This window comes from Desulfonatronum parangueonense (genome assembly GCF_054656975.1).
Window position 1 is genome coordinate 666438 of record NZ_BAAHXH010000003.1, and the last position, 14056, is coordinate 680493.

Below are 14056 nucleotides of genomic sequence, written 5' to 3' on the forward strand. Positions count from 1 at the left end.
GGAGATTGAATGGCGGACGAGGGTCAGAAATTGGGCAATAGAGCGCTTCGCCTGTATACTGTTTGGGTAATTTGTCGTTTCTATCGTTGCACATCGAAAGAATCATGTTCCTATTGACTTTGATTATCTTTTCCATGATGTAGTGAAACAGGACGGAGGCAATCTGGAGCAGAAGATTGCATGCTTTTTATGCGGACGGATACATGCAGGTGCTGCGATTACATTATGCATGTGCATGTGATTTTTCATGAGTTTTAACGATTTGAGGTGCTTATGTTTCGATGTCTTGTTTTCATCGCGGCGCTGCTCGCGACCCCTCTTGTGGCCCAGGCCCACACGCCGCTTTGCCTGTGCATGGACAATGGCGACAACACCATCACCTGTCAGGGTGGCTTCTCCGACGGCTCTTCCGCTGCCGGCGTGACCATGCGCATCAAGGCGCCGAACGGCAGGGTGCTGTTGGAAGGCCTCATGAACGACGCCTCGGAATTCACCTTCGACAAGCCCCGCGGCGACTTTGTCGTGCTCTTTGACGCCGGTCCCGAGCATCAGTTGCGGGTTCCTGGAAGGCAGATCACCCAATGAGCAACGCCATCGAGGTGCGCCGGCTTTGCCACCGATACAATGGACGGACCGTCTACGAAGACCTCAATTTCGCGGTTCCGGAAGGTTCGGTCTGCGGTTTGCTCGGCAAGAACGGACAAGGCAAGACAACCCTGGTGAACATCCTGATGGGCTTCTTGAAGCCCACCAGCGGGACTTGCCTGGTGCTGGGCGAGGATTCCCACGACCTGCCGCCGGACGTGCGCAACCGGATCGGCCTGCTGCACGAGGGCCATCTGGCGTATGAATTCATGACCATCGCCCAGACCGAGCGTTTTTATCGCGGCTTTTATCCGCGCTGGAACCCGGATATGTTTTTCGGTCTGGTGAACAAGATGGGCCTGTCCCCGAGCCATAAAGTGGGCAACATGTCCTGCGGGCAGCGTTCCCAGGTGGTGCTGGGCGTGATTATGGCCCAGGATCCGGACCTGTTGATCCTGGACGACTATTCCATGGGCCTGGACGCCGGATACCGGCGCTTGTTCCTGGACGTGCTGCATGATTTCGCGTCCGGAAAGGGCAAGACCATTTTCGTCACCAGTCACATTGTCCAGGACCTGGAGCAACTGGTGGACACCATCATTTTCATCGACCAGGGCCAGATCATGCAGGTCGGGCTGGATGAATTCATGAACGCGTTCAATAAATACGTTTTTCATTGCGAGAACGTGACGGAACTGCCCCGGGACGAAGTCGTCAGGGGCTTTGAGCGGCGAGGAACGAAAATTTCATTGTATTCGTATGCCGACATCCAGGACGTGGAGCGTCATTTGACGGCCCTGGGCCTTCAGCCGCGGGAACTCTGCCGCGCACCCATGAGCCTGGAAGACGGTTTTATCGGACTGATGGGGAAATACTAAATGATGTGGCGTTCGATATTGCTCAAAGAGCGACTCAAGATGCGTTGGGTCTTTTTCGCGGCCCTGGCCGTGAATCTGGGATTTTGCGTCAAGGTGTTCCTGGACATCCGCCAGCAGTTGAACACGGAACATGCCCAGATGGTCTGGTATCAGGCCATCCATTTACAGAGCGTCTTTCAGGACCAGATGCGCTATCTGCCGCTGCTGACCGGACTGGCTCTGGCCGCGGCCCAATTCGTTCCCGAGCTGCTGAACCGACGGATGCGCATTGCCCTTCATCTGCCCGTCTACCGGGAGAAGATGCTTTCGTGGTGCCTGCTGGTGGGAGTGGGGCATGTCCTGGTCGTGTTCGGTCTGGTCGCGGGTCTGACCCATCTGACCATGGTCACGTATTTCCCCGCCGAGGTGGGCCGCTCGGCATTTTTGACCATGATGCCCTGGTATGCGGCCGGATTGCTGTGCTACATCGGTGGAGCGGTCATGCTCCTGGAAACGGCCTGGTCGAGACGAGTATTCCTGGGTTTCGTGTTTGGCGGACTGGTGTACATGCTGCTGATGGGGCTCGGATATGACTGGTTCACCCCGGCCCTGCCCTGGCTGCTGCTTCTGCTGCCATTGGCGTTTCTCTGCGTCTACGAATCCGGTCGCCGTTTTCAACAGGGGGGTAATTGATGTCTGCCCGCGTGTTTCAACCGCTCCCGCTGCTTTCCCGGTGGAGCATGATTCTCCTTGCCGTTCTGGCATTGAGCTTTCTCCTGCCGACGACCTTCGACAAGATCGCCGCAACGCGGGTCGACGAGCCGTTGCTGTTTTACAGCCCGTTGCTGGAGGGATTCATCTATCAGGAATCCCTGGGCGGTCACCGGTTCAACTACCGGGACGAGGACGGCAACGACTACAGCCGTCAGGAATTCGAGGATCAACTGCCCTTTGTCTATTTTCGCACCCTGGAGCGCCGCAACCTGTTGCCAATGACCATTGCCGGACGGAACTTCGATGCGGAGGACATCTCCGCTGATCGTCAGGGGCTGGACATCCGCGCCCGGCACTTGCGGGGCAACTTTCCGCAGATGCAGCTGTATCCGCTGTTCAACAACGATCCGGAAACGGCCATGATGCGCTTCCCCGTGGAGATGTTCCGGTTCACGGACGCAGCCATGGAGTTCCTCAACGCGGACTACAATATCATCGACCAGGACCTGACGCACACTTTCACCCAGGCCCTGCGGGACCGGGGCTTCACGTTTCCGGCCACGGTGATCGGCGGCAAGCCCACGAACCTGAAGCCCTTCGACGACGGCTACTTCATCCGCGACGCCGTTGGACGGATTTTTCACGTCAAGCGGGTCCTGAACCAGCCGGAAGTGGTGGATACGCAAATCGATCCGTCCCTGGACGTTCTGGACATCGTGGTCAACGAGAACGAACGGCGGGAATTCCGCGCGGTGATCGTCACCAGGCAGGGCGGGGTGCTTCTGATCTCCTGGGACGACTACCGCCTGATTCCGGTGCCCGTGGAAGGCTACGACCCCGCGAGCATGGACTTCAAGCTGCTCATCGATCCCCTGTACCGCACCGCAACCGTGGCCTCGGATCGGACGGTCTCGGGCGTGGCCATGGACGACGAATATCAGCCCCTGCGCAGGTACGAACTGGTCAGGACGGACCATGCCCCGGCCCTGGTCCGCCAAGCCCGGGAGCTGCTTTTTCCCTTTGAACTGCGCCTGGACAATCCGTATCACGGCCAAGCGGACCCGCAACTGCTGTTGGGCGGCGTCTGGTCCGGGCTCGGCATTTTGGCGGCCCTGGGCGTCCTGCTGGTCCATTCCCGCCGACGAAACTCGTACCGCCCCCTCAACTTCGCGCTGGTGGCTCTGACCGGGATATATGGATTGGTTGGTGTCTTGTTGCTCGGGGGTGAAGAGTAAACACTGTGGTGCAGGCGGGAGAACTAAACGAAGGGTATTTCCAGGCCGTGTTCCAGATTATTGGCGCGGTTTTGAACCAGGAACAAAGAACGGTGAATGAGGAGCAAAAGAACGTTCTTGGTTCGTTGTTCTTCGTTATGGTGAGGAATAACTTTGAGTCCTCATGCCAAGGATTGAGCCAGGACGAAGAACAAGGAACAAAAAAACTTATAATTTTGCATTGACTGTTAAAATGAAAAGCATTATCAGATTGCTTCCTGTTTCTGAAAGAGGATATCAAATTCAATCCCAACCAACTAACCGGAGGTAACGCTTCATGTCCGATAAGAAAAAGCCTGCAAAACTTCTCGTCATCATCTCGCTGCTGATCCTTTTTCTCTGCGTGCCCGGAGTGCATAACGCATTTTCAGCCGAAGTGAACATCTATTCCGCCCGCCAGGAGCACCTGATCAAGCCGCTTCTGGACGAGTTCACCGCTGAGACCGGGATCACCGTCAACCTGCTTACAGGTCAAGGACCTGCACTGCTGGAGCGGTTGCGCAGCGAAGGCCGGAACAGCCCCGCGGACATCCTGATTACCGTGGACGTGGGTAACCTGGTGGCCGCGAAACAGGCCGGGGTTTTGCAGTCCGCGCAATCGGATGTTCTGGAACAAAACATTCCCGCGCAATACCGTGACGACGAAGGGTATTGGTTCGGCCTCTCCTCCCGGGCCAGGATCATCTATTACGATGCGGAGCGGATCGACCCCGCGAAAATCTCTACCTACGAGGCCCTGGCCGACCCGGATCTCGGAAAGGTGATCTGCGTGCGCAGCTCCTCCAACATCTACAATCAGTCCCTGGTGGCCGCATTGATCGCCCATCACGGCGTGGAAAAGACGGAAGAGTGGGCCCGCGGGTTCGTGCGAAATTTTGCCCGCACTCCCCAGGACAACGATACGGCGCAGATCCGTGCCGTGGCTGCCGGTGAATGCGCCGTGGGCATTGCCAACAGCTACTACTTCGGCCGCCTGCTGGCTTCGGATGATCCCGCGGATCAGGAAGTGACCCGCAAGGTCAGCCTGGTATGGCCCAACCAGGAGGACCGGGGAGCGCACATGAACCTGAGCGGCGGCGGCGTGACCCAGAGCGCCCGCAATATCGAGCAGGCCGTCAAGCTGCTGGAATTCCTTTCCAGCGAAGCCGCCCAGGAGTTCTATGCCCGGGTAAACAACGAGTACCCTGTCAATCCCAACGTCGAGCCCAGCGGACCAGTGGTCCAGATGGGCGAATTCAAGGCGGACGACCTGAACCTCTCCCTGATCGAGAAGTACAACGCCGAGGCGGTCCGGGTCATGGACAGGGCCGGCTGGCGATAGTAGATTCTCTGGTTTTCATTCTCATGTCGGGTGCAAACCATGTTTGCACCCGACTTCTTGTCTTCAGGGAGTGCAACTATTCGGTTGAGGTCCGGGTTGCCTTGATTTTGAGGCCTCGCAAACTCCTTCGTCGGCTTCGTAACATCGAACCATTGCGTGAATAAACAACATTTGGTGCTCCAAGCGTCCGGCAATGGTTAGATGAACGAATCCTGGCTCAGTCAGACATGCGAGACCACAAAATCAAGGCAACCCGGACCAATCCTGTTTTGATAATTCGAGTTGTTTACCAGGGAGTAACATTTGCGTTTTTGGAAGCTGCTGGTTTTCGTCATAGCCGTTCTTGTCGCCGCGCCGATCCTCGTGATCATCGCGCATCTGTTCGTGCCTTCCGCGGATGTCTGGCGACATCTGGCCTCCACGGTCCTGCCGCGCTACATCACCAACTCGCTCATTCTGATGCTCGGCGTAGGCGCCGGAACGTTGCTGCTGGGGGTGAGCACGGCCTGGCTGGTGACCATGACCAGCTTTCCTTGGCGGCGCTTCTTCGAGTGGAGCCTGTTAATCCCCTTGGCTATCCCAGCCTACGTCATCGCCTTCACCTACACCGGCCTGATGGAGTACAGCGGTCCGATCCAGACATTTTTGCGCGACTTCTTCGGCTGGCGTTCCGCAGCCGACTACTGGTTCCCCCAAATCCGCTCCCTGCCCGGGGCCATCGTGATGATGACCCTGGTCTTCTATCCCTACGTGTACATGCTTTCCCGGGCCGCGTTCCTGGAACAGTCGGTCACCGTGCTGGACGCCGGCAGAACCCTGGGCCAGGGTCCGTGGCAGACGTTTTTCAAGGTCGCTTTGCCCCTGGCCCGGCCGGCCGTGGCCGGCGGACTGGCCCTGGCGCTCATGGAAACCCTGAACGACTTCGGCACGGTGGACTTTTTCGCCGTGGACACCTTTGTCACCGGAATCTACCGTACCTGGCTGGGGCTGGGGCAGCCGGCCATCGCCGCCCAACTGGGGGCCGTGCTGATGTTCTTCATCCTGGCGCTGATCCTCCTCGAGCGCTGGTCCCGGCGGGGCCGGGTTAGCCATGCCGTCGGCCACTACCGCCAACTGCCGAGCTTTCAGCTTTCCGGCGCCAAGTCCCTGCTGGCCTTTACCATCTGCTTCGTCCCCGTCTTTTTCGGGTTCATTCTGCCGGTAGGGGCCATGATCATCTGGACATGGCAGACCTGGGATTTCGTCGACCCCCGCTACCTGCGCATGGCCGGCACGAGCCTTTCCTTGTCCGGGATCAGCGCCGTGGTCGCGGTGATCACGGCGGTCCTGCTGGCCTACGGGCGCCGCCTCGTGCCGGGAAAAGCAACGGGCATAGCCGTGCAGACGGCGTCCCTGGGATACGCCATTCCCGGCGCGGTCATCGCCCTGGGCATCATGATCCCCTTCGCCTTCCTGGACAATGCCGTGGACGGGCTGGCCAGGGACTTGTTCGGTTTTTCCACGGGCCTGCTGCTCACCGGCACCTGGACGGCGTTGATTTTCGCCTACGTGGTCCGGTTCCTGGCCGTTTCCACCAATACCGTGGAGGCCAGCCTGTTGCGGGTGACCCCGAACATGGACGGCGCGTCACGAACACTGGGGCTGTCGGCCGGGCAGACCCTGCGCAGGGTGCACGGGCCGATCATGCGGGGCAGCCTGCTCACGGCGGGAGTACTGGTCTTCGTGGACGTGATGAAGGAACTTCCGGCAACCTTGATGATGCGCCCCTTCGGCCTGAACACCCTGGCCATCCGGTCCTATGAACTGGCCTCGGACGGCCTGCTCAAGGAATCCGCCAGTTCCTCACTGGCCATCGTCCTGGCCGGGATCATTCCCGTAATCCTGGCCAGCCTGATGATCGCCCGCTCCAGGCCGGGGCAGACCAAAACCATGCCGATCAGAGGCAAAGGCACCGAACATGTCATTGAAGATTGAAGATATTCGCCATGCCTACAACGGCAAGGCCGTGCTCCGGAACATCAACCTGGAGGTGCACGCCGGAGAGGTGGTCTGTCTGCTTGGGCCTTCGGGCTGCGGGAAGACTACGCTGTTGCGGCTCATTGCCGGTCTGGAAGAACTGCAGTCCGGCAGAATCATGGTCCAAGAGCGGGTCTTTGCGGACAACAACCGCCAGCTTCCGCCGGAAAAGCGAGGCATCGGATTCCTGTTTCAGGATTTTGCCCTCTTTCCCCACCTGACGGTCCTGGAAAACACCATGTTCGGCCTGTCCTCCGTCAAGGCCAAGAACCAGCGTCGAAGCCGGGCTCTGGACGCCCTGCGCCAGGTGGACATGCAGGACTACGACAACGCCTATCCCCATGAGCTTTCCGGAGGCCAGCAGCAGCGCGTGGCCCTGGCCCGGGCCCTGGCGCCCAATCCCGGAATCATGCTCTTGGACGAGCCCTTTTCCAGCCTGGATGCCCGGTTGCGGGTCCAGATCCGGGACCAGACCCTGCACGTGCTCAAATCCAGCGGCGTGGCCACGGTGATGGTCACCCACGATCCCGAGGAAGCCATGTTCATGGGCGACCGGATCGTGCTCATGCACCAGGGGCGGATCATCCAGAGCGGAACGCCGGTGGAACTCTACTCCAACCCCGGAAATGCCTTTGTGACAACGTTCTTCAGCGACGTAAACGTGATCAAGGGCGCTGTTCACGACGGTCGAGTCCGCACCGCGCTTGGACTTCTTTCCGCCGGGGAGATGGAGGAGGGCGGGCAGGCCGAGATCATGTTCCGCCCCGAAGCCGTTCAGGTTTTTCAGGACGATCCCCAACGGCCGGATTCCTGCACGGCGCAGGTCATGGCAACCCGGCTGCTGCCCGGCGCCACCCTGGTCCACTTACGCCTCACATCCTGCAGTACGGATAATGGGGCTTTGCATCTGCATGCCCGCGTGCCGCGGGTTTTTCCCATGCCCGAGGGCGCGCAAGTCTTCCTCCACGTCCCCCGGGACCAGTTCCACGTCTTCCCGGCGGATCCCAACACGAACTGACGCAGTTCGGGAAGGCATTCAGCTTCGCCTCGCGGGCATGCCGCGGAGTCGCTGCCAACTGATCGTCCGTCAGTGCGTTACGGTTTGTAACTACTCAGCACATACGGTGCATGATCATTCTCCAGCACTGGATTCCGGCTTTCGCCGGAATGACGTATCTGGGCAAGCCTTTACCACGCTAGTCATACCGGCGAAGGCCGGTATCCAGGTCTTTTTCTGGTTCTGCTGTGTAGTTACCAAGGTTTTACGGTTTAAGAGCGGTGATGGGGATCACCGCTATACCGTCGTCCCGTAGGTAGCCATAACCACTACCAGTGATTACAGCCAATAAGGATGGCAAGCCGCACTTGTCGGTATCCACGCGGTCAAGAAATTTCAATAAAGAGGCGGCGCCTTGCCCGGCCATTCCTGGCCCCAGCTTTATTTCAAAAGCTCCCCATCGACCATCGGCGCAATGCATCACGGCATCCACCTCCAGCCCCGTATTATCCCGATATTGCAATATTTCGGCATCCATGGCCTGAGCGTAAACCCGCAGATCACGAACGACCAGAGATTCAAAGAGAAAACCCAGCAGGTTCATATCCTTCAGCAATCCTTCCGGGGAAGTCCGCAATGCCGCGACCGCAAGGGAGGGATCTACAAATTGACGCTTGGCCATGCTTCTTAGCCGTGACCGTGAACGTAAATGCGGCGCCCAGGCCGGCTGATCCTCCATGATCATCAGACGTTCCAGACTGGCCAGATACTCCAGTACAGTCTGTACCGTAATGCCGCCGATATCCTCGGCCATTCCGGTTGCGGACGCATAGGTGCCGGTATTGCGGGCCAGGGAGCGCAGCAGTCGGCCGACTTTATCGGGATCCCGGCGGATCCCGTCCACACGGCTGATGTCCACCCGCCTGATTTCCTCCAGGTAGTCCCGGTTGGCCCGCAGGGCTTGCTTTGGGGTCAGACGCAGATGCCCCGGCCATCCACCCACGGCAATCAACTCAACCAATTCCTGAATCCTCAAACCGGGGTCGGGACAGGCCGGTCTCTTGCCTTTCAGCAGGTCTGCCAGGGAAACGGTTCCCGTGCTTCGTTCAAGCTCAAACAAGGTCATGGGACGCAGTCGCAACCGCGTCAAACGCCCGGCTCCGGTATGGCGGGTAATATCATCGGCAGGCGCAGCGGAACCGGTCAGGATGAACTGACCCGGTGCGCCGCGTTCGTCAACCGCACGACGGATATGATTCCAGATGGCTGGTTCAATCTGCCACTCATCAATAAGACGCGGAGTATCGCCCGCCAACACCAGGCGTGGGTCAATCGCTACCGCCTGTCGGGCATTTTCATCGACATCAAGCAACACTTCACTGGCGGCCAGATTTCGTGCCGTTGCCGTTTTGCCGCAAGCTTTCGGTCCTTCAATCACCACCGCGCCGGTGGATGACAGGCGCTGGCGCAATTCTCCGTCCATCACTCTTGAGCGGTAGAGCATCCCAGCCTCAGCAAGCCAAGAACAGTGAGAACAACGATCGCAAATTTTTGGTATTAATATTTGCAACCTTTCCAGTTTAACATATGTAAGAAATTGACTGTAATAAAAGCAATATCAATGTCAAGCGCAATCAGCTGGTTCCTGCTCTGCATTTTCGTTATGTTGCTTTGAGGGAGGAGGTATGTTTTGGGGTTAGGCCGAATCCCGAAACCCAGAAACGGCTTCCCACCCCTTTACATGGTTAGTCTTGCCCTCATGATCCAAGATTCACTTTTTATGCAGTGACGTATAAGCTCAAGTCAGGTGACTTGGTTATGATTAACCTTGAACAAAAGGAGATTGTATGCTCCTGACCATCGAGATCCCTCGGCAGCTGCCCGATGCCGTCAACTGCACGCCGGAGGAGTTCACTCGGCAGGCCAAGATGGCCATGGCCGTCAAGCTCTATGAAATGGGCAAGATATCTTCGGGGATCGCAGCTCGGATGGTGGGCATGGAGCGGGTCCATTTCCTTCTTCAACTCGGCGAATACGGCGTCCCCATGATCGACCTGAGTCAGGAAGAACTGGAATCGGACTTGGGCAATGCCTGATTTTGGACGGGAACTGGTTGTCAATACGACGCCGATCATTGCCCTGACAGTGGCAACCGGCGGTCTGGACATCCTTCGGGTCTGCTATGACCGCGTGATTGTGCCGTATGAAGTTGAGCAGGAAATCCTGGCCGCTGGTCCGCAGGCGCCAGGCGTGGCGGCCCTCATGACAAACCGTTGGATCGAACGAGTGCCGATCCCGCAAGAAATTCCTCTCTTTTTGCAAAATTCACTGGACAAGGGTGAAGCGGCCGTCATCCAGGCTGCTGTCTGCAACGGCATGATCCGGGTCTGCATTGATGAGAAAATGGGGAGACGCATCGCGCGCCTCCACGGCTTGGTCGTGACCGGTTCCGCTGGTATTCTCTTGAAGGCAAAACAGGCCGGATTTTCATTGGACATCACTGATGCCATCACCCGACTGCGTGGTCACGGAATTTGGCTTGGGAAGGATGTTGAACGGTTCCTTGCCAGTGGCGGCGACATCTGAACCTCCGCTTCACCTGAATGTCGTTAAGGCTCTGTTCACTACGCCGTATCCGGCTGTGTACAGAGAACCGGTTTATCCCGTTGGTGAGCATCCCCGCTGGTGCGTCAGCGGGTGCCGTAGTATAAACTCGCGCCCAGAATGATGATGATCAGCGCTCCGATGCAGGCCAGGATCCGATGGGTCAGCACGAAAGCCCGCTTGGAGCGGCTGCTCAGGTTCAGGGCAACTCCCGTGGACGTGACCGTGAGGACGCCCAGGGCGGATGCGGTCAGGCCCATGCCCAGAGCCAGGGGAATCATGGCCAGGAGCCCGGCCCAGTACACGCCGAGACTCAAGGTGAACAAAAGGATCAGGGCCGCGCCGGGGCAGGGCATCAGTCCCGTGGCCAGGGACAGGGAGAGCATGTCCTTTGTTGTCGCCTTGGAGCATTCGGTTGCCTGTTCCGGAGCGGTGGTCATCCATTCGTAGAGGGTCCGGACCAGGAGAAAGAGGCCGATGACCATGATCAGCACGTAGCTGATGGATTCCAGGCGGCCTTCCACTCCGTGAAAGGCCGCGATGTTGGCCCGGTCCATGAACCAGGACAAGCCCGTCACGATGACCACGGCGGAAAAGATGTGCATGGCCGTGATGGCATTGCCGAACACGAGAGCCTGTTTGATGGTCCCCCTGCGGGACAGGAAGTAGGAGCAGACGATGGATTTGCCGTGACCCGGCCCCAGGGCATGGATGATTCCGTACAGCAGGGACAGGGCCATCAGCTGCCAGGTGGCCCGGCCGAATGGCGTTTCCTGGATCTGCCGGGAATAGGTGGTCATCTTCTGGCGCAGGTCCCGCTGAGCCGCTGTCATCTTCGTGAAGAAGGGGGGCGTTATCCTGGGAGCGGATCTTGGTGCACTCCGCATGCCAGGATCGGAAGCCCGCTCTTCCCGGCCCAGGTCTTGCTGATCGCGCTGGTCCTGGTTGCGTTCCTGGGAAGGGGGGGTGAGAAAGGGGTTCTGAGCCAAGGCCGGCCCGGAGCAGGCCAACCATGAAAAAAGAAACGCGAAAGCGATTATAAACTTCATGATGCTTTTTGAAACTGCAGGGCAAAATGTTCCGGAATCCATGCCCCGCCCCAAAAGGAGAAAGGCTCTCCGCTGGTGAAGGCGTGGGAGACCTCTACGTATTCCTCTCCCTGGATTTCCAACTTGTCGGCGACAAAAGCCAGATCCACGAAATACTCCATATCCGCGACCAGGAGATGGACTTTTTTGGGCGTATCCGCCGCCGCCACCGTGCACGGTACGAAAAACTCGTAAACGATGTTATGGCCCTGGGTCGTGACGTGAAAATCCCGGATGTACTGCACGAAAAAGTCCTTGCCGTCGATCTTGATGTGGATGAAGTAATTGTACTCCCGCAGGTAATCGAAGGCGCCTTGCCGGACCTCCTCGATTTGCGCGGCGGAGAAATTGCCGTCGCTAGGCAGATCGAACATCTCCATGATCTGCATGCTGAACATCTCGTCAAAAACCCAGCGGTGATGAAAGCCGGTCAGGCCGTTTTGATCGAATCGAGCCTCGATGGCATAATCAACCCAGACATGCGGGTGAGCCCGGGCTGTGGTCGCGGTTCCTGATATGGCCGACAAGACCAAAACAGCCCAGGCAAGAAGCTGTATCGTCTGAATGTATCGTGTTTTCATGGTGGGCCCAGTTTTACTTATGTAAGAAATTTGAGCAGGTGGAAGGATCGGCGGATCGTTATGAAATGAGAAATGGCGAATTACGGAAAAGTTACGCACGTGTCTTTATTACGGCTGACAAAAATCATGTCAAGATATCGGTCCATGATCCGCGGGGGTGAAGCGGGGTAATGGATTTCTGGAAGAATGTACGCAGGGGATGGTGATGAAAGCAAAGTGGGTGCTTGGGTTTACGGAAGATCATGCCAAGGTGATGCGCAGCGCATTGATTCTGGCAGGGAACTTGAACGATTTCAAGATTGATTTCGTTTGTGAAATGTTTGCGTCACGACATGCCGGTGATGTGGAAACCGAGCGCAAGATGTCCGAACGATTCGATCTGCGGCCAGATGCGGATGCATGCGTTGCCCTTAAGGAGGCGTTCTCATGTCTCGTTCAGACAGCTTCCCCTGAGCCGCCCTCCGAAGGGGATGTGGCCGAGGTGGCTGAATGCCTGAAGAAGATCAAGGAGGCGCGATACGACGCGCGGGGGATGGCCTCGGCAATGATCACCGGTGCTGAATTGTCCTGCCTGAAAACCGCTTGTGAAGTATACGCCAGGCTGGCCATCGGGCAGGGCTGGGTTGTGGGCGGATACCTGGCCTGTCCGGTTGATGCAGCCGAGGCAGTACACGCTTTCGACCGGCGCTTCAGTGAGATCTTCTTCCCCGAACTGCGGGGCGATGCCTACTACGGAATCAACAGTCAGCTCGTCCACGACAACGCACGGGTGGCCTGGGACATCCTGCAGGTTGTTCGCCAACATTTGTCGTTCGAAGCCCAAGGAAAAGTCGTCGGCCGGGACAAGCGTGACATTCGGACCATGAAAGGCGCGGAGTTCGACGATCCCTTGCCGCGTTCACGGCTGGAGCTGATAACGTGTTCACGTCAGGCAATGTTTCATTGAGGTTGATGTAACTGCTCAATAAACAGTGGCAAGCATGGTCTGGATGCCCACTTTCGTGGCATGACGTGCTTGGAAAGTCATTCGCATTGAAGTCGTTGTCAGCACTTCGCGAATGGCCTCGGGTGCGCAGTTCGTCCAGGGCGTAGCCGTACATGCCCTGGGCGGCTTGGTTGGTGTTGAGGATGCGGCCTTCCAGGTCATGCAGGAACGCGCACTCGGACGATTTCACGAACAAGTAGCTGCTGAACGGCAACGCTCCTCAAAGGGATTCATGCTGATCGTCAGGATCAGGGATCGCGGAAGAGATTGGTGATCTTGCAGGCTGCGCAGGCTGCGCCGAAGCCGTTGTCGATGTTCACCACGGTCACTCCGCTGGCGCAGGAAGTGAGCATGCACATCAGGGCGGTGAAGCCGGAGAGGGACGCGCCGTATCCCACTGAAGTGGGCACGGCCACGATGGGTTGGGAGACGAGTCCGCCGACCACGCTGGGCAGGGCGCCTTCCATGCCCGCGACAACGATGATCACTTGCGCTTTGCGGATGGTCGCAAGGCGATCAAAAAGCCGGTGGATGCCGGCCACGCCGACGTCGGAAATGATGGATGCCCGGCTGCCGAGCATCTCGCAGGTTACCCGCGCTTCCTCGGCCACGGGCAGGTCAGATGTGCCGGCTGTGACAATGGCGACCTCTCTCGGACAATAGGTGATTGCATTCCGGGTGAGGGACAGGGTGCGGGCCAAGGGGTGGTAATGGACATCCGGGCAGAGGGACTGAACATGCGCGGCCATCTCTGGAGAGACTCGGGTGGCGAGCACGTTGGCCAACTCGCCCATGCGTTGAAATATCTCGCCGACCTGCTCGGGCGTCTTGCCTTCGCCGTAAATGACCTCGGGAAATCCGTTTCGCAGTGCGCGGTGCCGGTCGATCCTGGTGTGGCCGAGATCCATGACCGGGAAATCTCGCAGTTGCTCCATTCCCTGGTCCACGTTCAGTTTGCCGCTCTGAATATCCGTCAGCAATTGCTTCAATATCTCTTGTGCGTCCATGGCAGGCCTGTTCTTGGTGGATGATGC

The 14056-nt window shown here is 58.1% G+C and carries 15 protein-coding genes; 10 read left to right on the forward strand and 5 right to left on the reverse strand.

Annotated features, from left to right (window positions below):
• Positions 1-273: 273 nt before the first annotated feature.
• The 7 genes from ACYQ15_RS03485 (at position 274) to ACYQ15_RS03515 (ending at position 7785) form a co-directional block, all read left to right on the forward strand.
• Positions 274-585: a hypothetical protein gene (locus tag ACYQ15_RS03485; RefSeq protein WP_459936138.1), complete on the forward strand. Its 312-nt coding sequence runs from the start codon at positions 274-276 to the stop codon at positions 583-585.
• Positions 582-1463: an ABC transporter ATP-binding protein gene (locus ACYQ15_RS03490; protein ID WP_459936139.1), complete on the forward strand. Its 882-nt coding sequence runs from the start codon at positions 582-584 to the stop codon at positions 1461-1463. Before ACYQ15_RS03485 ends, ACYQ15_RS03490 begins: the two co-directional genes overlap by 4 nt.
• Positions 1464-2135, forward strand: coding sequence for a hypothetical protein (locus ACYQ15_RS03495; protein WP_459936140.1), 672 nt, complete (start codon positions 1464-1466; stop codon positions 2133-2135). It abuts the gene before it with no gap.
• On the forward strand, positions 2135-3391 hold the full coding sequence (locus ACYQ15_RS03500; protein ID WP_459936141.1) for a DUF4857 domain-containing protein: 1257 nt from the start codon (positions 2135-2137) through the stop codon (positions 3389-3391). Before ACYQ15_RS03495 ends, ACYQ15_RS03500 begins: the two co-directional genes overlap by 1 nt.
• Positions 3392-3707: 316 nt before the next feature.
• A complete protein-coding gene (locus tag ACYQ15_RS03505; RefSeq protein ID WP_459936142.1) occupies positions 3708-4751 on the forward strand; it encodes a Fe(3+) ABC transporter substrate-binding protein in 1044 nt (347 codons plus the stop codon).
• Positions 4752-5054: 303 nt separating this feature from the next.
• Entirely contained in the window at positions 5055-6725 is a 1671-nt protein-coding gene (locus tag ACYQ15_RS03510; RefSeq protein ID WP_459936143.1) for an ABC transporter permease, read from the forward strand.
• Positions 6709-7785, forward strand: coding sequence for an ABC transporter ATP-binding protein (locus tag ACYQ15_RS03515; RefSeq protein ID WP_459936144.1), 1077 nt, complete (start codon positions 6709-6711; stop codon positions 7783-7785). Before ACYQ15_RS03510 ends, ACYQ15_RS03515 begins: the two co-directional genes overlap by 17 nt.
• Before the next feature lie 244 nt (positions 7786-8029).
• On the opposite strand, the gene ACYQ15_RS03520 is transcribed toward ACYQ15_RS03515, so the two are convergent.
• Positions 8030-9268 carry an ATP-binding protein gene (locus tag ACYQ15_RS03520; protein WP_459936145.1) on the reverse strand — a complete coding sequence of 413 codons (1239 nt, stop codon included), beginning with the start codon at positions 9266-9268 and terminating at the stop codon, positions 8030-8032.
• Between the two features lie 343 nt (positions 9269-9611).
• Here ACYQ15_RS03520 and ACYQ15_RS03525 point away from each other — a divergent pair, with 343 nt between their 5' ends.
• Together ACYQ15_RS03525 and ACYQ15_RS03530 are read left to right on the forward strand one after the other, a co-directional pair.
• The gene (locus ACYQ15_RS03525; protein WP_459936146.1) at positions 9612-9860 is read left to right on the forward strand and encodes a UPF0175 family protein; all 249 of its coding nucleotides are present in this window, start codon (positions 9612-9614) and stop codon (positions 9858-9860) included.
• On the forward strand, positions 9853-10350 hold the full coding sequence (locus tag ACYQ15_RS03530; protein WP_459936147.1) for a PIN domain-containing protein: 498 nt from the start codon (positions 9853-9855) through the stop codon (positions 10348-10350). The genes ACYQ15_RS03525 and ACYQ15_RS03530 overlap by 8 nt, the downstream gene beginning before the upstream one ends.
• Positions 10351-10454: 104 nt before the next feature.
• Here ACYQ15_RS03530 and ACYQ15_RS03535 read toward each other — a convergent pair whose 3' ends face one another.
• From ACYQ15_RS03535 to ACYQ15_RS03545, 3 genes are all read right to left on the reverse strand, one after another.
• Positions 10455-11417, reverse strand: a complete 963-nt coding sequence (locus tag ACYQ15_RS03535; protein WP_459936148.1) for a nickel/cobalt transporter — start codon at positions 11415-11417, stop codon at positions 10455-10457.
• Positions 11414-12037 carry a DUF1007 family protein gene (locus tag ACYQ15_RS03540; protein ID WP_459936149.1) on the reverse strand — a complete coding sequence of 208 codons (624 nt, stop codon included), beginning with the start codon at positions 12035-12037 and terminating at the stop codon, positions 11414-11416. The genes ACYQ15_RS03535 and ACYQ15_RS03540 overlap by 4 nt, the downstream gene beginning before the upstream one ends.
• Before the next feature lie 737 nt (positions 12038-12774).
• The gene (locus tag ACYQ15_RS03545; protein WP_459939544.1) at positions 12775-13188 is read right to left on the reverse strand and encodes a PAS domain-containing protein; all 414 of its coding nucleotides are present in this window, start codon (positions 13186-13188) and stop codon (positions 12775-12777) included.
• Here ACYQ15_RS03545 and ACYQ15_RS03550 point away from each other — a divergent pair.
• Positions 13096-13296 carry a hypothetical protein gene (locus tag ACYQ15_RS03550; RefSeq protein ID WP_459939636.1) on the forward strand — a complete coding sequence of 67 codons (201 nt, stop codon included), beginning with the start codon at positions 13096-13098 and terminating at the stop codon, positions 13294-13296. The genes ACYQ15_RS03545 and ACYQ15_RS03550 overlap by 93 nt on opposite strands.
• Here ACYQ15_RS03550 and larB read toward each other — a convergent pair.
• The gene (larB, locus tag ACYQ15_RS03555) at positions 13271-14029 is read right to left on the reverse strand and encodes a nickel pincer cofactor biosynthesis protein LarB (protein ID WP_459936150.1); all 759 of its coding nucleotides are present in this window, start codon (positions 14027-14029) and stop codon (positions 13271-13273) included. The two genes, ACYQ15_RS03550 and larB, sit on opposite strands and share 26 nt — an antisense overlap.
• Positions 14030-14056 lie beyond the last annotated feature (27 nt).

Excerpts from the sequence above, each read along its gene's own strand:
- ACYQ15_RS03490 (WP_459936139.1), top strand. The coding sequence starts at position 582 with ATGAGCAACGCCATCGAGGTGCGCCGGCTTTGCCACCGATACAATGGA.
- ACYQ15_RS03550 (WP_459939636.1), top strand. The coding sequence starts at position 13,096 with ATGGCCTCGGGTGCGCAGTTCGTCCAGGGCGTAGCCGTACATGCCCTG.
- ACYQ15_RS03500 (WP_459936141.1), top strand. The coding sequence starts at position 2,135 with ATGTCTGCCCGCGTGTTTCAACCGCTCCCGCTGCTTTCCCGGTGGAGC.
- ACYQ15_RS03505 (WP_459936142.1), top strand. The coding sequence starts at position 3,708 with ATGTCCGATAAGAAAAAGCCTGCAAAACTTCTCGTCATCATCTCGCTG.
- ACYQ15_RS03535 (WP_459936148.1), bottom strand. The coding sequence starts at position 11,417 with ATGAAGTTTATAATCGCTTTCGCGTTTCTTTTTTCATGGTTGGCCTGC.
- larB (WP_459936150.1), bottom strand. The coding sequence starts at position 14,029 with ATGGACGCACAAGAGATATTGAAGCAATTGCTGACGGATATTCAGAGC.
- ACYQ15_RS03540 (WP_459936149.1), bottom strand. The coding sequence starts at position 12,037 with ATGAAAACACGATACATTCAGACGATACAGCTTCTTGCCTGGGCTGTT.
- ACYQ15_RS03495 (WP_459936140.1), top strand. The coding sequence starts at position 1,464 with ATGATGTGGCGTTCGATATTGCTCAAAGAGCGACTCAAGATGCGTTGG.
- ACYQ15_RS03525 (WP_459936146.1), top strand. The coding sequence starts at position 9,612 with ATGCTCCTGACCATCGAGATCCCTCGGCAGCTGCCCGATGCCGTCAAC.
- ACYQ15_RS03520 (WP_459936145.1), bottom strand. The coding sequence starts at position 9,268 with ATGCTCTACCGCTCAAGAGTGATGGACGGAGAATTGCGCCAGCGCCTG.
- ACYQ15_RS03530 (WP_459936147.1), top strand. The coding sequence starts at position 9,853 with ATGCCTGATTTTGGACGGGAACTGGTTGTCAATACGACGCCGATCATT.
- ACYQ15_RS03515 (WP_459936144.1), top strand. The coding sequence starts at position 6,709 with ATGTCATTGAAGATTGAAGATATTCGCCATGCCTACAACGGCAAGGCC.
- ACYQ15_RS03485 (WP_459936138.1), top strand. The coding sequence starts at position 274 with ATGTTTCGATGTCTTGTTTTCATCGCGGCGCTGCTCGCGACCCCTCTT.